The organism is Streptomyces sp. NPDC001157 (genome assembly GCF_053598255.1).
Map to the genome: position 1 here is coordinate 1 of NZ_JBSFJW010000021.1, position 17,912 is coordinate 17,912.

General features: G+C 70.6%; 15 protein-coding genes. 5 read left to right on the top strand and 10 right to left on the bottom strand.

All coding sequences use genetic code 11. The annotated features are described in order from the left end of the window. Window positions 1–143 precede the first annotated feature (143 nt). Both ACWDAG_RS29800 and ACWDAG_RS29805 read right to left on the bottom strand, forming a co-directional pair. Window positions 144–1,745 (bottom strand): PucR family transcriptional regulator, encoded by a 1,602-nt coding sequence (locus ACWDAG_RS29800; protein WP_450698645.1) that lies wholly within the window; start codon window positions 1,743–1,745, stop codon window positions 144–146. 122 nt (window positions 1,746–1,867) lie between these two features. Further along, window positions 1,868–3,982 carry an ATP-binding protein gene (locus tag ACWDAG_RS29805; protein WP_450698646.1) on the bottom strand — a complete coding sequence of 705 codons (2,115 nt, stop codon included), beginning with the start codon at window positions 3,980–3,982 and terminating at the stop codon, window positions 1,868–1,870. A gap of 235 nt (window positions 3,983–4,217) precedes the next feature. Here ACWDAG_RS29805 and gabT point away from each other — a divergent pair, with 235 nt between their 5' ends. Next, complete coding sequence (gene gabT / locus ACWDAG_RS29810) at window positions 4,218–5,552, top strand: 4-aminobutyrate--2-oxoglutarate transaminase (protein ID WP_450698647.1); 1,335 nt, start codon at window positions 4,218–4,220, stop codon at window positions 5,550–5,552. Between the two features lie 220 nt (window positions 5,553–5,772). Further along, window positions 5,773–6,621 (top strand): phosphatase PAP2 family protein, encoded by an 849-nt coding sequence (locus ACWDAG_RS29815; protein ID WP_450698648.1) that lies wholly within the window; start codon window positions 5,773–5,775, stop codon window positions 6,619–6,621. Between the two features lie 37 nt (window positions 6,622–6,658). Here ACWDAG_RS29815 and ACWDAG_RS29820 read toward each other — a convergent pair whose 3' ends face one another. From ACWDAG_RS29820 to ACWDAG_RS29850, 7 genes are all read right to left on the bottom strand, one after another. Continuing rightward, window positions 6,659–7,111 (bottom strand): hypothetical protein, encoded by a 453-nt coding sequence (locus tag ACWDAG_RS29820; RefSeq protein ID WP_450698649.1) that lies wholly within the window; start codon window positions 7,109–7,111, stop codon window positions 6,659–6,661. A 132-nt stretch (window positions 7,112–7,243) separates the two neighbouring features. Continuing rightward, the gene (locus ACWDAG_RS29825) at window positions 7,244–8,671 is read right to left on the bottom strand and encodes an NAD(P)/FAD-dependent oxidoreductase (RefSeq protein WP_450698650.1); all 1,428 of its coding nucleotides are present in this window, start codon (window positions 8,669–8,671) and stop codon (window positions 7,244–7,246) included. A 29-nt stretch (window positions 8,672–8,700) separates the two neighbouring features. Further along, entirely contained in the window at window positions 8,701–9,501 is an 801-nt protein-coding gene (locus ACWDAG_RS29830; RefSeq protein WP_450698651.1) for an ABC transporter permease, read from the bottom strand. Continuing rightward, window positions 9,502–10,425, bottom strand: coding sequence for an ABC transporter permease (locus ACWDAG_RS29835; protein WP_232650921.1), 924 nt, complete (start codon window positions 10,423–10,425; stop codon window positions 9,502–9,504). It abuts the gene before it with no gap. Then, window positions 10,425–11,579, bottom strand: a complete 1,155-nt coding sequence (locus ACWDAG_RS29840) for an ABC transporter ATP-binding protein (protein WP_450698652.1) — start codon at window positions 11,577–11,579, stop codon at window positions 10,425–10,427. The genes ACWDAG_RS29835 and ACWDAG_RS29840 overlap by 1 nt, the downstream gene beginning before the upstream one ends. Before the next feature lie 5 nt (window positions 11,580–11,584). Next, window positions 11,585–12,832, bottom strand: a complete 1,248-nt coding sequence (locus ACWDAG_RS29845; protein WP_450698653.1) for an ABC transporter substrate-binding protein — start codon at window positions 12,830–12,832, stop codon at window positions 11,585–11,587. Window positions 12,833–12,889: 57 nt separating this feature from the next. After that, window positions 12,890–14,425 (bottom strand): gamma-aminobutyraldehyde dehydrogenase, encoded by a 1,536-nt coding sequence (locus tag ACWDAG_RS29850; RefSeq protein ID WP_450698654.1) that lies wholly within the window; start codon window positions 14,423–14,425, stop codon window positions 12,890–12,892. Between the two features lie 212 nt (window positions 14,426–14,637). Here ACWDAG_RS29850 and ACWDAG_RS29855 point away from each other — a divergent pair, with 212 nt between their 5' ends. Next, on the top strand, window positions 14,638–15,207 hold the full coding sequence (locus tag ACWDAG_RS29855; protein WP_450698655.1) for an NADAR family protein: 570 nt from the start codon (window positions 14,638–14,640) through the stop codon (window positions 15,205–15,207). A 37-nt stretch (window positions 15,208–15,244) separates the two neighbouring features. Here the strand turns inward: ACWDAG_RS29855 and ACWDAG_RS29860 are convergent, their stop codons facing one another. After that, window positions 15,245–15,970 carry a DUF4190 domain-containing protein gene (locus ACWDAG_RS29860; RefSeq protein ID WP_450698656.1) on the bottom strand — a complete coding sequence of 242 codons (726 nt, stop codon included), beginning with the start codon at window positions 15,968–15,970 and terminating at the stop codon, window positions 15,245–15,247. Between the two features lie 154 nt (window positions 15,971–16,124). Here ACWDAG_RS29860 and ACWDAG_RS29865 point away from each other — a divergent pair, with 154 nt between their 5' ends. Then, the gene (locus ACWDAG_RS29865) at window positions 16,125–17,189 is read left to right on the top strand and encodes an adenosine deaminase (RefSeq protein WP_450698657.1); all 1,065 of its coding nucleotides are present in this window, start codon (window positions 16,125–16,127) and stop codon (window positions 17,187–17,189) included. A 34-nt stretch (window positions 17,190–17,223) separates the two neighbouring features. Then, window positions 17,224–17,910 (top strand): glycerophosphodiester phosphodiesterase, encoded by a 687-nt coding sequence (locus ACWDAG_RS29870; RefSeq protein WP_450698658.1) that lies wholly within the window; start codon window positions 17,224–17,226, stop codon window positions 17,908–17,910. The last annotated feature ends 2 nt before the right edge of the window (window positions 17,911–17,912 follow it).

Genomic DNA, 17,912 nt, shown 5'->3' on the forward strand with positions numbered 1-17,912 from the left:
GCTCCTCAACCGCCGGAGGGGCTGTTTTCAGCCCGTCCGGCGTTTGAGGACGAGGCCGTTCAGGCCGAAAGCGGGGGTCTGGGGGCGGCAGCCCCCAGGGACGGGACGGGTAGGGGCGGCGGGGGCGAGGAAACCCGCGGTGGCTACTCCGCCGACGTCGCCTTCAGCGCCAGCCACAGCTCCATCCGCACATCCGGATCATCCAGCGACCGCCCCAGAATCTCCTCCACCCGCCGCATCCGATACCGCAACGTATGCCGATGCACCCCCAGATCCGCAGCCGCCGCATCCCACTGCCCATGCCGCGACAACCACGCCCGAAGCGAGGCCACCAGATCCCCCCGCCCGGTCGCGTCATGCTCGTACAGCGCCCGCAGCAACCCGTCCGCGAACGCCTTCACCGCATCGTCGGCCAGCAACGGCAGCACAGACCCGGCCGCCAACTGCTCGTGGCCCACGAACACCCGCCCCCGCCGCCGGGCCACCGACAACGCCTGCTCGGCCTGCTTGTACGCCGCCGCGGCCGCGATCGGCCCCACGGGCGCCGACACCCCGACCACCAGCTCGTCCTCCTCACCGCCGGTGGCATCCCGCACCGCGTCCGCCCCACCCCGCGCAGCCTCCACCACCGCCGCGTACTCCCCGCACGCGGTGACCGCCGCACCCCCGTCCGCAGCCAGCACGACCAGCCGCTCCCCCTCGGGTACGACCAGCACCGGCTCCCCCGCCCGCGCGGCCGCCGACTCCACGATCTCGGCGAGCCCGGCCAGCGGATCGCCGCCCGCGTCGGCGGCGGCCCGCGCCGCCGACTCCGCGATGACCAAGCGGAAGGGTGCGTCCAGCAGCCCCCCGTACAGATGGCCCGCGACGGCCCGCGCATGGTCCGGCTCCCCCGCGAGCAGCATGCGCAGCACCGCCGCCCCGATGCGCTGCTCCGCGGCGTGCAGCGACCTCGACCGTTCCGTGGTCAGCGTCAGCAGCGCGATCGCCGAGTGGACGGCGTACCGCTCCGCCGTGCCGAGCGCGGCCGCCGTCCCCACCGCGAGCGCGGCCCGAGGCCGCCTCCCAGTCCCCAGCGAGTGCAGTTCGACGCGGTCCTCGTTGTCCGGCGGGCCGACCACCGAGGACGCGGGCGCGGGCCGCTCCCGCAGCCGCTCCACGTCCGCCGTGAGCCGTGCGGCCCGCCGGCCCGCCCACTCCGGTGCGGTCGCGACGACGGCGCCCGAGGCGTCGTACAGCGCGGCCCATCCGTCGACCTGCGAGGCGAGCGCGGACAGCACTCCCTCGGGTCCGCCCGTCAGCGCCTGCTTGGTCAGTTCGCGCTGGGCGGCGAAGCCCGCCGTCACCGCCCGGTACTGGTCGGCGGCGATCGCCGCGGACACGGCCTTGCTGATGGCGAGGAAGGGCGTGCGCCGCGGCACCTCAAGCAGCGGCAGGCCCTCGCCCTCCGCCGCGTCGACCAGCGCCTTCGGGATCTCCTCGTAGTTGACCCCGACGGCGAAGCCGAGTCCGACGACCCCCGCCCCCACCAGCCGCTTCACATACCGCCGCATCGCCTCCGGATCCTCCGCGTCCAGCTTCAGCGCGGTGATCAGCAGCAGCTCCCCGCCCTCCATGTACGGCACGGGGTCGGCGAGCTCACTGACGTGCGCCCAGCGGACCGGCACGTCGAGGCGGTCCTCGCCCGCGCGCACGGTGAGTTTGAGCGCGGAGTGGTGGACGAGCGAGGCGAGTGTCGGGGGCATGAGGCCTTCAGGTCAGGTTTGCGGGGATCGGGCGAACCTTTTGATCTTTTGGCCGCCAGGTATGAACGGCCTGTGCCGATTCTGCCTCACCGTACGGTCACCCGGTCCTGTGAAGTCCAGACCTAACCCCTCAGATCCACCAGCAGCGGCGGCGCATGCTCGCCCTTCACGGTCGTCAGCGACAGCACCGCATGTCCGGGCGGCACCCCGTGCGCCAGCTCGGACGCCGACCACCGCTCCCGCTCGACCTGCCGGACGGTCACGGCCCGCGCGGTGGGCGCCTTGCCGGTGATGACGCGCCGGAGCATGTGGACGGCCTTGCCGGCCGGGGTCTCGGCGATGATCTGCCGGTCGGTGACGTCCCGTGCCTCGGTCCACTCCTTGCCCCAGACCTCGGCGAAGTCCTGCCCGTCCCACGGGGTGAGCCCGGACAGCGCCATACGGCATCCGGTGGAGCCGAGCAGCGGCCCGCGCAACGGCCTCGGCACATCGTCCAGGGTCCGCAGGGTCAGTACGACACCGGCGTTCCCGGACCGCAGCCGCTGGATCCCGCGCACCGCCTCCGGGGTCACGACCCCCGTCCCGTCGTCCAGCACCAGGCAGGCGAAGAGCGAACGGTCCTCGCGTACCGCCACGCTCGCGGTGAACTGCGCGAGCACCAGCCGCGCCAGCATCCGCGAGGCGTCCGCATGCCCGCGCTCGGGCAGGTCGATACGGACCCGCACCGGGTGGTCGAGGGCCTTGAGGGAGAAGGGCTTGGACTGTCCCGAGGTGTCGAAGAACCCGGCGAAGGCGGGCCGGTCCAGCAGCGCCACCCGGTCCGCCAGCACCGCCGCCACATCCCCCGGATGCCCCAACTGCCGCTCCCGGGCGTCCAGTTCACGCAGCAGCGACTCCTGCCCCGAGCCCTGCAGCGCCGTACGCAGCTCCTCCAGCGGCCCCGGCGCACCGTCGAGCAGCTGCCGCAGCTCCGGCACTGAGGGGAAGCGGCCGTGGACGGCCCGGAAGGGGCCGAGGAGCTGGGCGAGCACGGTCGTGGACCGGCGGCTGTCGCTGCCCGGGTGCGGATCGGCGAGGTCCCCGACCAGCGCCTCGGCAAGCACGGCCGCGGCCTCGTCGGGGTCGCTCGTCCCGCCGTACAGGTCCAGGTCGTACACGGATTCCGGATTCCCGATCCGTACGACGACGTCGTACGCGTCGACCGGTCCGAGCCCGGCGCCCGCCGCGCCGACCACGACGACCGCGGCCCGTCCGGCGAGGGCGTGCAGACAGAGCGACTCGGCGAGCGGCCGCACCACGGTGCCGGTCTTGCCGGAGCCGGCCGGGCCGACGGCGAGCAGGGAGGTGCCGAGCAGATCGGGGCCGAGACCGAGCCCGGCGCCGCGGTAGACGTACGGGTTGCGGGGGTCGTCGGCGGTCGTGCCGAGCCGCACCTGACCGGTGACCAGGTCGTGCCGGGCGAGCCGGGCCGGCAGGTCGCGTTCGCCGGAGGGGTGCAGACAGGCGGCGGCGCCGTCCTTGAGCACGGCGCCGGTGAACGCGGCGAGGGTGTGCCGACCGGTCCGTACGCCCTGCCAGGCGCGCACGATCCGGGCGTGGTCGACGTCCCGCATCAGCCCGGCCCGGGCCTCCTCGGCGAGCCGCTCGGCGGCGTCGGCGGCTCCGGCGGCGCGGAGCTGGGGCCACTCGGCGGGGTCCTGTTCGGGGGTGGGCGGGCGTTCGGCGCGGGGCGCCGTCCGGTTCCAGGCGGGCGGGCCGTAGCGGCGCCAGATCTCGCCCCAGCGGCCGAGCCTCCCGACACCGATCATGATGACCAGGGCGATCAGCACGTAGTAGGCGTAGACGACCACGACCGAGGCGATGCTGTGCGGCTGGGCCCAGGAGTCCGGGATCATCGCGTAGAGCGGCAGCAGCCACCAGCCGCCGAGGTAGCCGTTCCACAGCAGCGACCAGATCAGCCAGCCGACGAGGAACGCGATCACCGCGCCGCTGACCAGCTGGCGAGCGGGGATGAGTTCGGGCTCCTCCTGCGGCCGCGGTCGGTGCCCGAACCGCCACACGCCCGGCGGCGTCTCGGGGCGCGGCGCCCGCAGCCACGCCAGGAAGGCCGAGCCGTCCGGCCGCGGCGGTACGCCGGGTGCGGTCGTGGGCCTCGGCGGTACCTCCGGCGGGCCCGCCGGACGTGGCACAGGATTCGCATGCGTACCCCGCGTGTCCTGCGTCCCGTCGCTGTCCATCACCCTCGCTCCCTGACCAGCCGTTCCGTCCACCGTCAGCGGTCAATCTAACGCCCCGGCACGGGGAGTTCACCGCTTACGCGGCCGGGCCCCGCACCGGCCGCCATGTCCACCGCGGACAAACCCGAACCCCCGACAGCGCCCACATGGAGCATGCCCACCCCCCTCTCCCGGTCCTAACCTGCGAGAAAAGAAGCCAAAAGTCCGCAAGGCCGCACACCCCCAGGAGCCCCTCATGAGTGCACTTCCGCAGGAGCGCCGGATCGTCACCGCCATCCCCGGTCCGAAGTCGCAGGAACTGCAGGCCCGCCGTACCGCCGCGGTCGCGCAGGGCGTGGGCTCCGTGCTGCCCGTGTTCACCGCCCGCGCGGGGGGCGGGATCATCGAGGACGTCGACGGCAACCGGCTGATCGACTTCGGCTCCGGCATCGCGGTGACCTCCGTCGGCGCGTCCGCCGAGGCCGTCGTACGCCGGGCCTCCGCGCAGCTCGCCGACTTCACCCACACCTGTTTCATGGTCACCCCGTACGAGGGCTACGTGGAGGTCGCCGAGGCCCTCGCCGAGCTCACGCCGGGTGACCACGCCAAGAAGTCCGCGCTGTTCAACTCCGGCGCCGAGGCCGTCGAGAACGCCGTCAAGATCGCCCGCGCGTACACCAAGCGCCAGGCCGTCGTCGTCTTCGACCACGGCTACCACGGCCGCACCAACCTGACGATGGCGCTGACGGCGAAGAACATGCCGTACAAGCACGGCTTCGGTCCCTTCGCGCCCGAGGTCTACCGCGTCCCGGTCGCCTACGGCTACCGCTGGCCGACCGGCCCGGAGAACGCCGGCCCCGAGGCCGCCGCGCAGGCCATCGACCAGATCAGCAAGCAGGTCGGCCCGGACAACGTGGCCGCGATCATCATCGAGCCGGTGCTCGGCGAGGGCGGCTTCATCGAGCCCGCCAAGGGCTTCCTGCCCGCGATCCGGAAGTTCGCCGCCGACAACGGCATCGTCTTCGTCGCCGACGAGATCCAGTCCGGCTTCTGCCGCACCGGCCAGTGGTTCGCGTGCGAGGACGAGGGCATCGTCCCGGACCTGATCACCACGGCCAAGGGCATCGCGGGCGGTCTGCCGCTGGCCGCCGTCACCGGCCGCGCCGAGATCATGGACGCCGCGCACGCGGGCGGCCTGGGCGGCACCTACGGCGGCAACCCCGTCGCCTGCGCGGGCGCGCTCGGCTCGATCGAGACGATGAAGGAGCTCGACCTCAACGCGAAGGCGAAGAACATCGAGGCGATCATGAAGGGCCGCCTCACCGCCATCGCCGAGAAGTACGACATCATCGGCGACGTCCGCGGCCGCGGCGCGATGATCGCCATCGAGCTGGTCAAGGACCGTACGACCAAGGAGCCGAACCCCGAGGCGACCGCCGCGCTGGCCAAGGCCTGCCACGCCGAGGGCCTGCTGGTCCTGACCTGTGGCACCTACGGCAACGTCCTCCGCTTCCTGCCCCCGCTGGTCATCGGCGACGACCTCCTGAACGAGGGTCTCGACATCATCGAGCAGGCCTTCGCGCGGATCTGAGCCAAGCGGAATCCCCAGCTCACGCACGGATGCGCGTCCCATGCGCACCACCCGCCCCAGCCCTGGCGTCCGCCGCGATTCCGGGGCCGGGGCGGTGGGCGTCAGGCCATGTGAAGAAGGTGTGCGAGGTGGATGGCGGGACGCGATTCCGTCTGTTTTCCGCCCACCCCCTGCCGTAGGTTCTACCCAGATGAGAGATACACCCCGCTCACAGGGGACTGTGGGCGATTTCAGGCCGTGGCCTCCCCAGCTACGACCTGGTCGTGCCCTCGCGCACACACACGGAGCTTCCGGCTCCGGATCTCCTCACCGATCGGACAGTCGCCCGCCCCAAACCCCCCGGGGTGGGCGTCGATCCGATCTGATCGGCCGCCTCGGAACTACCCCCCCTGTTCCGGGGCGGCCGACCTCCTTTCTTCTCCTTCTCGGGCTTCCCGCCCTCCTCTTTGCGCTGATCACCTGGCAGGTCGTGTCCAACGGCCTGCTGCTGCGCGTGGACCGGCGGGTCAGTGACGCCCTCGCGCACCCGGACCGCTTCTCGGAACTCCTCGCCGACCTGGGCAATGTCCAGGTCGCGGTGCCCATCCTCGTCGTCGCCCTGGTCCACGTGGCCTGGCGGGGACGTGCGGCTGGGACGTACCGCTGGTGGCTGCCGCCGCTCGCGGCCGCGCTGCTGATGGCGCTGGTCCCGGCGCTGATCGTCCCCCTCAAAGAACTGGTCGACCGGCCGGGCACCCCCCTCGTGCCCCCTGCCACCGGCTACTACCCGTCCGGCCACACCGCGACGGCCGCCGTCGCCTACGGGTCGGCGACCCTGCTGCTGCTCCCCTGGCTCCGCACGGTGTACGCCCGCCGTGCGCTGCACGGCGCCTGCGCCGTCGTCAATCTCGCCGTCGGGTACGGGCTGGTGCGGCGCGGCTATCACTGGCCCCTTGACGTCGTGGCCAGTTGGTGTCTGTGTACGGTGTTGATCGCATCGCTGTGGATGTTCCTGGTGCGCGTCGGCCGTGCGGGGGCCGACGCGAGTGCGGTGAGTGCGCGTAGTCCGTCGTGCGGACCGTCCTTGTAGCCGCCGCCTGTGTAGACCTCTGGCCATCAGTGGCCCGTCAGCTGTCCTCCTCGCGCGCCAGGCGCGCCGCCGCCTCGTGCATCGCCAGTTCGAGGAGTGCGGGGTCCGTGAGGGTGCCCGAGCCGTCGGGCGGGACCAGCCAGCGAACGCCGCCGGTCGAGCGTCCCGGGTACGGCACCACGATCCAGGTGCCCGCCCCTGCCGTACGGATACCGGTGCCGAGCCAGCGGGCCGCGGTGCCCGGCGGCACGAGAAAGCCCATGCGGGCGTCCCCGAAGTCGACGAGCACCGGGCCCGGCCGGTCGAGGAACCGGGTGAGGACGTCGAGCGTGGGATAGCCGAGCTCGGCCGGCAGGATGAGCACGTCCCAGGCCTTGCCTGCGGGCAGCAGCGCGATCCCCAGGGGATTGCGCTCCCACTCCCAGCGGCAGGCCTCGGGATCCGGAGCAACGGACGCCAGCCACTCGACCGCCGTTTTCGCCCCAGCCATGAGGAGACCTCCTGTCTCTCCTGGACGCTGGTCGCGTCACAGGAGAGAGGGAGGTCTCCTGGCAGGCATTACGCGGGTTTTCCCGACCATGTGAAGTGAGCTGGATCACAATTTCCGCGGGTCGGGTGTCTCTCAGCTGTCGAAACCGAGTCCGAGTCGGTCCATTGTCCGCAGCCAGAGGTTACGGCGGCCTCCGTGCGCATCCGCGCGGGCCAGGGACCACTTGGTGAGCGCGATGCCGGTCCAGGCGAAGGGCTCGGGCGGGAAGGGCAGCGGCTTCTTGCGGACCATCTCCAGCGAGGTCCGCTCCGTGGTCTCCCCCGCCAGCAGGTCCAGCATCACCTCGGCGCCGAAGCGGGTGGCGCCGACGCCGAGGCCCGTGTAGCCCGCCGCATAGGCGACGTTGCCGTGGTGCGCGGTGCCGAAGAACGCCGAGAAGCGCGAGCAGGTGTCGATGGCGCCGCCCCACGCATGCGTGAAGCGGACGCCCTCCAGCTGCGGGAAGCAGGTGAAGAAGTGCCCGGCGAGCTTGGCGTACGTCTCCGGACGGTCGTCGTACTCGCGGCGCACCCGGCCGCCGTAGTGGTGGACCGCGTCGTAACCGCCCCACAGGATCCGGTTGTCGGCGGAGAGGCGGAAGTAGTGGAACTGGTTGGCGCTGTCCCCAAGTCCCTGGCGGTTCTTCCAGCCGATCGACGTCAGCTGCTCCTCGCTGAGCGGCTCGGTCATCAGCGCGTAGTCGTAGACCGGGACGGTGTACGCCCGTACGCGCTTGATCAGGTTCGGGAAGATGTTGGTGCCGAGCGCGACCTTGCGGGCGCGGACGGAGCCGTAGGGGGTGCGTACGGCCATGCCGGCGCCGTACGGCTTCAGGGTGAGCGCGGGGGTGTGCTCGTAGACGCGGACGCCGAGGGCGAGGCAGGCGCGCTTGAGGCCCCAGGCGAGCCTCGCCGGGTTGAGCATGGCGACGCCACGGCGGTCCCAGAGCCCGGCCTGGAATGTCGGAGAGGCGACTTGTTCCCGTACCGCTTCGGCGTCCAGGAACTCGACGCCCTCGGCGAGGCCCTCACGCTCCATCTCCTCGTACCAGTCGCGCAGTTCCCACGCCTGGTACGTCTCGGTCGCCACGTCGATCTCGCCGGTGCGTTCGAAGTCGCAGTCCAGGGAGTGCCGGGCGACCGCCTTCTCGATCTCGTCGAGATTGCGGGCGCCCAGTTCCTGGAGCTTGTGGATCTCGTCCGGCCAGCGGGCCAGGCCGTTGGGCAGGCCGTGGGTGAGGGAGGCGGCACAGAAGCCGCCGTTGCGGCCCGAGGCGGCCCAGCCCGCCTCGCGGCCTTCCAGCAGGACGACATCCCGCCCGGGGTCGCGCTCCTTGGCGATGAGCGCGGTCCACAGTCCGCTGTAGCCGCCGCCGACGACCAGCAGATCGCAGGTCTCGGCGCCGGTGAGCGCGGGCTCGGGGTGGGGCTTGCCGGGGTCTTCCAGCCAGTACGGGACCGGCTGTGCGTCGGAGAGAGACTTTGTCCAGGTGTTGCCACGGCTCATGGCGCTTGGGGCCATGATTTCAACTCCCTACAGGGTTTCTGCGATTACGCCTTTTGCTTGTTGCGGCGATTTCCGATGAGCATCGAAGAAAGCACCAACAATACGGCGACGAGGAACATCGCCGTACCGATGACATTGATCTGGACGGGCGTTCCGCGCTGTGCCGAACCCCAGACGAACATGGGGAAGGTGACGGTCGAGCCCGCATTGAAATTGGTGATGATGAAATCGTCGAAGGAGAGCGCGAAGGACAGCAGCGCGCCGGCGGCGATTCCGGGAGCGGCAATGGGCAGGGTGACGCGGAGGAAGGTCTGCGCGGGGCCGGCGTAGAGGTCCTGCGCGGCCTGTTCCAGGCGCGGGTCCATGGACATCACGCGTGCCTTGACCGCGACGACGACGAAGCTGAGGCAGAACATGATGTGGGCGATCAGGATCGTCCAGAAGCCCAGCTGGGCACCCAGGTTGAGGAACAGGGTGAGCAGCGAGGCCGCCATGACGACCTCGGGCATCGCCATCGGCAGGAAGATCAGCGAGTTCACGGTGGACCGCGCGCGGAACCGGTAGCGGACCAGCGCGAAGGCGATCATCGTGCCGAGAACGGTGGCGCCGATCGTCGCCCACAGGGCGATCTGGAGGCTGATCGACAGCGAGCCGCACATGTCGGCGACGCCGCACGGGTCCTTCCACGCGTCCGTGGAGAACTGCTGCCACTGGTAGTTGAAGCGCCCCTTCGGTTTGTTGAAGGAGAACACCGTGACGACGATGTTCGGGAGCAGGAGATATCCGAGTGTCAGCAGTCCCGCGATGACGACGAGATGCCGCTTGAGCCAGTTGAGGACGGACATTTAAACCAGATCCTCCGTCCCGGACTTGCGAATGTAGATGGTGACCATGAGGAGAATCGCGGCCATGAGGATGAAGGAGAGGGCCGCTGCGGTCGGATAGTCCAGAATCCGCAGGAACTGCGTCTGGATGACGTTTCCGATCATGCGGGTGTCGGTCGAGCCGAGGAGTTCGGCGTTGACGTAGTCGCCGGCCGCCGGGATGAAGGTCAGCAGCGTCCCGGAGACCACACCGGGCATCGACAGCGGAAAGGTGACCTTGCGGAAGGTGGTCCAGGGCTTGGCGTACAGATCACCGGCCGCCTCGTGCAGCCGCCCGTCGATGCGCTCCAGCGAGGTGTAGAGCGGCAGGATCATGAACGGCAGGAAGTTGTACGTCAGTCCGCAGACCACCGCGAGCGGGGTGGCCAGGACGCGGTCGCCGGAGGTCCAGCCGAGCCAGTTGGTGACGTCCAGGACGTGCAGCGTGTGGAGGGTGCTCACCACCGGGCCGCTGTCGGCGAGGATCGTCTTCCAGGCGAGGGTGCGGATCAGGAAGCTGGTGAAGAACGGCGCGATCACCAGCACCATGATCAGGTTCCGCCAGCGGCCCGCGCGGAAGGCGATCAGATACGCCAGCGGGTAGCCAAGGAGCAGGCACAGGACGGTCGCGGCGGCCGCGTACGCGACCGAGCGCAGGAACTGCGGCCAGTACTCGGACAGCGCGTCCCAGTAGGTGGCGAAGTGCCAGGTGACCTTGTAGCCCTCCTCCAGGGAGCCCGTCTGTACGGAGGTGGAGGCCTGGTAGATCATCGGCAGCGCGAAGAAGACGATCAGCCAGAGGATGCCGGGGAGCAGGAGCCAGTACGGCACCAGGCGGCCGCGTTTGCGCGGAGGCTTGGTCTCGGGGGCGGGCGCCAGGGGTGGCGCCTCGGTGACGGCGGCCATCAGGCGGCGTCCTCCTCGACCTCGGCGACACCCGCGTCGATGTCCTGGGCGGCGTCGAGGCCGAAGGTGTGGGCCGGGTTCCAGTGCAGGACGACCTCGGCTCCGGGCACCAGGCGGGCGTCGCGGTCGATGTTCTGGGCGTAGACCTCGAACTCCGGGCAGACCGGGCTGTCGATGACGTACTGCGTGGAGACGCCGATGAACGAGGAGTCGGCGATCCTGCCGGTGATGCGGTTGCGGCCCTCGGCGATCTCGCCCGCCTCGTCGGCGTGGGTGAGGGAGATCTTCTCGGGGCGGACACCCACCAGGACCTTGCCGCCGGTGGTCGTGGGCGCGGAACATCGCGCCTCGGGCAGCACCAGCTTGCCGCCGCCCGCCTTGAGGACGATGTCGTCGCCGTTCTTCGTGTCGACCTCGGCCTCGATCAGGTTGGAGGTGCCGAGGAAGTTGGCGACGAACGTCGTCTGCGGGTTCTCGTAGAGGTCGGTGGGCGAGCCGAGTTGTTCGACGCGGCCCGCGTTCATCACGGCGACCGTGTCGGCCATGGTCATGGCCTCCTCCTGGTCGTGCGTGACATGGATGAAGGTGATGCCGACCTCGGTCTGGATGCGCTTGAGCTCCAGCTGCATCTGGCGGCGCAGCTTGAGGTCGAGGGCGCCGAGCGGCTCGTCGAGGAGGAGCACCTTGGGCGTGTTGATCAGCGCGCGGGCCACGGCCACGCGCTGCTGCTGGCCGCCGGAGAGCTGGTGCGGCTTCTTGCGCGCCTGCTCGCCGAGCTGGACCAGCTCCAGCATCTCCTCGACCTGCTTCTTCACCGACTTGATGCCGCGCCTGCGCAGACCGAAGGCCACGTTCTCGAAGATGTCGAGGTGCGGGAAGAGGGCGTAGGACTGGAAGACCGTGTTCACCGGCCGCTTGTACGGCGGCAGGTGGGTGACCTCCTGGTCGCCGAGGTGGACGGTGCCGCTGCTGGGCTCCTCCAGTCCGGCGATCATGCGCAGGGTGGTCGTCTTGCCGCAGCCGGAGGCGCCGAGCAGGGCGAAGAAGGAGCCCTGCGGCACGGTCAGGTCGAGCGGGTGTACGGCGGTGAAGGCGCCGTAGGTCTTGCTGATCCCGGAGAGGCGGACGTCGCCGCTGTTGTCTGTCGTCGTCATCTTCGTCACGCCCCTGTGAGCTTCGCGAACTTCTGCTGGTAGGCCGTCTCTTCCTTCGAGCTCAGCGAGCGGAAGGCATGGGACTTCGCCTGCATGGCCTGGTCGGGGAGGATCAACGGGTTGCTCGCCGCCGACTTGTCGATCTTGGCAAGGTACGGCTTCACTCCCGCGACCGGGCTCACGTAGTTGATGTACGCGGCGAGCTCGGCGGCCGGCTCCGGCTCGTAGTAGTAGTCGATGAGCCGCTCGGCGTTCGTCTTGTGGCGTGCCTTGTTGGGGATCAGCAGGTTGTCGGTGGACGTCATGTAGCCGCTGTCGGGGATGACATAGCCGACGTCCGGGTTGTCCGCCTGCAGCTGGACGACGTCGCCGCCCCAGGCGACACAGGCGGCGAAGTCGCCCTTGGTGAGGTCGGACGTGTAGTCGTTGCCCGTGAAGCGGCGGATCTGGCCCTTGTCGACGGCCTTCTGCAGGCGGGCGATCACCGCGTCGTAGTCGTCGTCGGTGAACTTCGCCGGGTCCTTGCCCATGTCGAGCATCGTCATGCCGACGCTGTCGCGCATCTCGGTCAGGAAGCCGACCCGGCCCTTGAGCTTGGGGTTGTCGAGCAGATCGGAGATCGACTTCACCTCGACGCCGTCGAGCGCCTTCTTGTTGTACGCGATGACGGTGGAGATGCCCTGCCACACGTACGAGTAGGCGCGACCCGGATCCCAGTCGGGGCTGCGGAACTGCTCCGAGAGGTTGGCGTAGGCGTGCGGCAGGTTGGACGCGTCCAGTTTCTGGACGTAGCCCAGGCGGATCATCCGGGCGGCCAGCCAGTCGGTGAGGACGATGAGGTCGCGCCCGGTGTCCTGGCCCGCGGCGAGCTGCGGCTGGATCTTGCCGAAGAACTCGTCGTTGTCGTTGATGTCCTCGGTGTACTTGACCGTGATCCCGGTCCGTTTGCGGAACGCGTCCAGCGTCGGGTGGTGCTTCTCGCTGTCGTCCACGTCCATGTACTCGGTCCAGTTGGAGAAGTTGATCTCCTTCTCCTTGGCCGAGTGGTCGTCGGCGGACTGGCCTCCCTGCGTCTTGCCGGCCGCGGGGATGCCGCATCCGCTCAGCGTCGCGAGGCCACCGAGGGCGAGCGCGCCACCGGTGGAGGCGCGCATCAGGGACCGGCGGGTCATCGCCGCCCGGCCGCTCTGCATGCTGCGCCGCATCGCGGCCGCCACGACCGGTGACAGGCGCTCGGGCTCGTACTGCTCCATGCTCGTGATGCCCTTTCGGGAGGGTTCGAGCCGACCGTGGTCGGCGGCCGGTGGTCGCTAGCGGTCCCCGAAGATCGTGCGGTGCCAGTCCTTCCTCGCCACCGCCGTATTGTCGAACATGACGTGCTTGATCTGCGTGTACTCCTCGAACGAGTACGCGGACATGTCCTTGCCGAAGCCGGACGCCCGGTAGCCGCCGTGCGGCATCTCGCTGATGATCGGGATGTGATCGTTGATCCACACGCAGCCCGCCTTGATCTCGCGGGTGGCGCGGTTCGCCCGGTAGACGTCGCGGCTCCAGGCGGAGGCGGCGAGGCCGTACGGGGTGTCGTTGGCGAGCCTGATTCCCTCGTCATCGCCGTCGAAGGGCAGGACCACCAGAACCGGTCCGAAGATCTCCGACTGGACGATCTCGCTGTCCTGGGCGGCGTCCGCGACCAGGGTGGGCCGGTAGTAGGCGCCGTTCTCGAGCTCCCCCTTGGGAGCCTCGCCACCGGTCACCACGCGCGCGTAGGAGCGCGCCCGGTCGACGAAACCGGCGACGCGGTCGCGCTGGACGTGCGAGATCAGCGGGCCGAGATCGGTGCCGGCGGCGAAGGGGTCGCCGAGCCGGACGGTCTCCATCAGGGCCGCGGTCCGCTCGACGAACGCCTCGTAGAGCGGGCGTTGCACATACGCGCGCGTGGCGGCCGTGCAGTCCTGCCCGGTGTTGATGAGCGCGCCCGCGACCGCGCCGTTCACCGCTGCATCGAGGTCGGCGTCGTCGAAGACGAGGAAGGGTGCCTTTCCGCCCAGCTCCAGGTGGAGGCGCTTGACGGTGGCGGTGGCGATCTCGGCCACGCGCTTGCCGACGGCGGTGGAGCCGGTGAACGAGGTCATGGCCACGTCGGGGTGCCCGACGAGATGCTCACCGGCCTCCTTGCCGGTACCGGTGACGATGTTGATGACACCGTCCGGGATGCCTGCGTCGGTGGCGGCCTGCGCGAACAGCAGTGAGGTGAGCGGGGTCAGCTCGGCGGGCTTGAGCACGATGGTGTTGCCCGCGGCGATCGCCGGAAGGATCTTCCAGGCGGCCATTTGGAGGGGGTAGTTCCAGGGCGCGATCGACCCGACGACACCAATGGGCTCACGGCGTACGTACGAGGTGTGGTCCCCGGAGTACTCGCCGGCGGACTGCCCCTGCAGATGCCGGGCGGCGCCCGCGAAGAAGGCGGTGTTGTCGATGGTGCCCGGGACGTCGAACTCGCGCGTCAGCTTCAGCGGCTTGCCGCACTGCAGGCTCTCCGCGCGGGCGAATTCCTCGGCGCGGTCGGCGAGCACGGCGGCGAAGCGGTGCAGTGCGTCGGAGCGCTCGCCGGGGGTGGCGGCGGCCCAGCCGGGGAAGGCCTCGCGCGCTGCGGCCACGGCCGCGTCGACGTCGTCGGGGCCTGCCAGTTCGTACGTGTACACCTCCTCGCCCGTCGCCGGGTCGACGACCGCGTGCGTACGGCCGGAGGTGCCCTTCGTCAGGCGGCCCGCGATGAACTGCGCGCCGTCCGCGAGGCGGTCCTGCGCGGGGAATCGTTCCGGGGTGGCGGTGCCCGGGTTCTGCATGTCGCTCTCCTCCGCCGTCGCCCCGCGGCTCCACGGGGGCGGGTGGCGTAGCTCCAGCTCGATTTGAGTGCCGATCCTGACAGAGCTATGCCACTCCTACAAGGGATTCCGTTGTTGCCTTTCGGTTACGCGACGGAATCTGTCGACCAGGTGTCGAGTGAGCCCCGAAAAGGGGGGACGGAGTGTCAGTGGTGGCTGCGAGACTCGCATGCATGGAAAGGATCACGGGGCGGATCGACTCGCGGGAAGCACTGGTCAAGGCGGTCCGCGAGGGCGAGAAGGTGAAGTACCTGCATTTCTGGGGGCACCGCGCGCGGGCTGACGGCAGGGTGGGGCAGAGCTGTCTGAGTCAGTGGTGGCCGTCGCCGTTCACGGTCGACGGGGTGACGTACGGGACGGCGGAGCACTGGATGATGGCCGCCAAGGCACGGCTGTTCTCCGACGCGGAGGCCGAGCGCCGGATTCTCGCGGCCGGGCACCCCTCGCAGGCCAAGAAGGCGGGGCGGCTCGTGCGCGGCTTCGACGAGGAGATATGGGAGCGCGAGCGCTTCGGGATCGTGGTGGACGGCAGCGTCCACAAGTTCGCCGCCCACGCGGATCTGCGGGAGTTCCTGGTGAACACCGGGGACCGGGTGCTCGTCGAGGCGAGCCCCGTGGACCGGGTGTGGGGCATCGGCCTTGCGGCGGACGACGAGGCCGCGGCCGATCCGGAGCGGTGGCGCGGGCCGAATCTATTGGGGTTCGCGCTGATGGCGGCGCGGGAGCGGTTGCGGGAGGAGTGAGCGGCCCGCCCGTGCGGCGCGGGCCGCGCGGCCGGCGTCAGCCGCCGGCCACCAGCGGTGCCGCCACCCTGGGGGCGGAGTTGTAGGAGGGGCCGTCGTCGACGTTGTCGTTGTTCCTCTCGTCGTGCACGGTTGCCACGATCGCGAAGACCAGCAGGGCGATCGTGGCGATGCCGAGGACGATGCCGACGATGCCCGTGATGAAGCCCGCCTGGGCCTGACCGCGGTTGTTGGCCTCGCCACGGTCCGCCCGCTGCTTCCCCTTGATACCGAAGACCACCGCGAGGACACCGAGGACGACGGAGACGATGCCGTAGATGCAGAACATGCAGCAGGACAGGATGCCCAGCACCAGCGCCGCGGTGCCCATGCCGTTCTGCGGGTACGGCTGCATACCGGGCCAGCCGTAGCCCTGCGGGTAGGCGGGGTAGCCGTATCCGCCGGGTGCCCCCGGGCCCTGCGGGCCGATGCCGGGGCCGGTGGGCGCTATCGGCGGGGGCGGTACGGCGGACTCGGACCAGCCGTCGGGGGCGGGGGGCGCGCCGGGCGGGGCGTAGCCGGGGGCGCCGAATGCGGGCGGGGCGAAGCCGTCGGACGGCACGGACGTCACCGTGGCCTGGTCATGTACCTGAGGCGGCTGCACCGGGGGCTGCTCGGGTGCGGGCTGCTGCCCGCCCTTCTCCAGCGACGTCTTGCGCTCCGGCGGCGCCCACGGGTCGTGTTCCGCTCCTGCGCCCCCGCGCGGCTGTGTCTGGTCCCCCACGTCCCCGTCCCCCTCGTTCGATCGTCACGCCATCGTAAAGCCTTGTCCCGGCGGCTTTGCCGCCCGGCCTACGATGATCCCGACCCACCGATCAGCCGATCACCCGCGTCCCGCCCGGCCCAGCCGCCCGGGGCGCCGTTCCGGGGAGGAACCCTTGACCCAGCACCTGGGCGCTTTCGCCGCCGCGCCGCGTGACCTGCACGCCTTCATCGCCGGACTGCCCAAGGCCGAACTGCATGTGCACCACGTCGGCTCCGCCTCCCCCCGGATCGTCGCGGAGCTCGCCGCCCGGCACCCCGACTCCAAGGTGCCCACCGACCCCGAGGCCCTGGTCGACTACTTCACCTTCACGGACTTCGCGCACTTCATCGACGTGTACCTGTCCGTCGTGGACCTCATCCGCACCCCGGAGGACGTACGGCTGCTGACGTACGAGGTGGCCCGGGATCTGGCCCGGCAGCAGGTGCGCTACGCCGAGCTGACCATCACCCCGTGGTCCTCGACCCGCCGCAACATCGACGAGCGGGCCTTCATGGACGCCATCGAGGACGCGCGGAAGGCGGCGGAGGCCGAGTTCGGGACGGTGCTGCGCTGGTGCTTCGACATTCCCGGCGAGGCGGGCCTCGAGGCCGCCGAGGAGACGACGCGGCTCGCCACCGACGACCGGCTGCGGCCGGAGGGACTGGTGTCGTTCGGGCTCGGCGGGCCCGAGATCGGGGTGGAGCGGCCGCAGTTCAAGCCGTATTTCGACCGGGCGATCGCGGCGGGGCTGCGCTCCGTGCCGCACGCCGGCGAGACCACCGGCCCTCAGACGGTGTGGGACGCGCTCACCCATCTGCGGGCCGAGCGCATCGGGCACGGCACCCACTCCTTCCAGGACCCCGAGCTCCTCGCGCACCTCGCCGAGCACCGGATCCCGCTGGAGGTCTGCCCGACCTCCAACATCGCCACGCGCGCGGTCCGCAGCCTCGACGAGCACCCGATCAAGGAGTTCGTGAAGGCCGGGATCGTCGTCACGATCAACTCCGACGATCCGCCGATGTTCGGCACCGACCTCAACAACGAGTACGCCGTCGCCGCGCGCCTGTTGAACCTCGACGCACAGGGGCTGGCCGCGCTGGCCAAGAGCGCCGTCGACGCCTCCTTCCTGGACGAGGCCGGCAAGGCCGGGATCAGGGACGAGATCGACTCCTACACCTCGGCGTGGCTCGCCCCCTGACGCCCTCCAGAAGGACGACCTCCACAATGGGGCCATGCAGAACGTGACCGCCGTGGCCCATCGCGGCGACCCCTACCGCGTCCGCGAGAACACGATCGACTCGCTGCGTTCCGCGCTCCGACAGGGCGCGGACGCGGTCGAGATCGACGTACGGCTGACCAAGGACGGCGTCCCCGTGCTGCTGCACGACGAGACGCTGAAACGGCTGTGGGAGCACGAGCGGCCGCTCCGCTCGCTGTCCGCGGCCGAGGTGCGCGGTCTCACGGACGGCGGGGTGCCGACGCTGGCGGAGGCGCTGGCCGCCGTCGACGGCACCCGGCTGATGCTGGACCTGCCCGGGACGCGCGACGTCCGGGAGGCGCGCCGCATCGTGGACGCCGTACGGGAGGTCGGGGCGGCGGACCGTGTCTACTACTGCGCCGACGCCGCCGCGATGCTCGCCGTCCGCGCCGCCGACACCTCCGCCGAGATCGCCCTGACCTGCACCAGCCTGGCACCGCCGCGCCCCGCGCTGCTCGATGCGGTGAAGCCGCGCTGGCTCAACTACCGCTTCTCGCTGGTGGACCGCGACCTGGCCGCCCGCGTCCACCACGACGGGTACCTGCTGTCCGTCTGGACGCCGGACACCCGCCGTTCGATGCGCCGTCTCATCGCTCTCGGGGTCGACTCGATCACGACCAACCGCGTCGACGTCCTGTGCGCCCTCCGGGGCGGCGGCTGAGC

Coding starts and splice junctions, on each gene's coding strand:
- gabT (WP_450698647.1), top strand. CDS start 4,218: ATGAGTGCACTTCCGCAGGAGCGCCGGATCGTCACCGCCATCCCCGGT.
- ACWDAG_RS29830 (WP_450698651.1), bottom strand. CDS start 9,501: ATGTCCGTCCTCAACTGGCTCAAGCGGCATCTCGTCGTCATCGCGGGA.
- ACWDAG_RS29855 (WP_450698655.1), top strand. CDS start 14,638: ATGGAAAGGATCACGGGGCGGATCGACTCGCGGGAAGCACTGGTCAAG.
- ACWDAG_RS29840 (WP_450698652.1), bottom strand. CDS start 11,579: ATGACGACGACAGACAACAGCGGCGACGTCCGCCTCTCCGGGATCAGC.
- ACWDAG_RS29805 (WP_450698646.1), bottom strand. CDS start 3,982: ATGGACAGCGACGGGACGCAGGACACGCGGGGTACGCATGCGAATCCT.
- ACWDAG_RS29835 (WP_232650921.1), bottom strand. CDS start 10,425: ATGGCCGCCGTCACCGAGGCGCCACCCCTGGCGCCCGCCCCCGAGACC.
- ACWDAG_RS29870 (WP_450698658.1), top strand. CDS start 17,224: ATGCAGAACGTGACCGCCGTGGCCCATCGCGGCGACCCCTACCGCGTC.
- ACWDAG_RS29850 (WP_450698654.1), bottom strand. CDS start 14,425: ATGCAGAACCCGGGCACCGCCACCCCGGAACGATTCCCCGCGCAGGAC.
- ACWDAG_RS29800 (WP_450698645.1), bottom strand. CDS start 1,745: ATGCCCCCGACACTCGCCTCGCTCGTCCACCACTCCGCGCTCAAACTC.
- ACWDAG_RS29820 (WP_450698649.1), bottom strand. CDS start 7,111: ATGGCTGGGGCGAAAACGGCGGTCGAGTGGCTGGCGTCCGTTGCTCCG.
- ACWDAG_RS29845 (WP_450698653.1), bottom strand. CDS start 12,832: ATGGAGCAGTACGAGCCCGAGCGCCTGTCACCGGTCGTGGCGGCCGCG.
- ACWDAG_RS29825 (WP_450698650.1), bottom strand. CDS start 8,671: ATGGCCCCAAGCGCCATGAGCCGTGGCAACACCTGGACAAAGTCTCTC.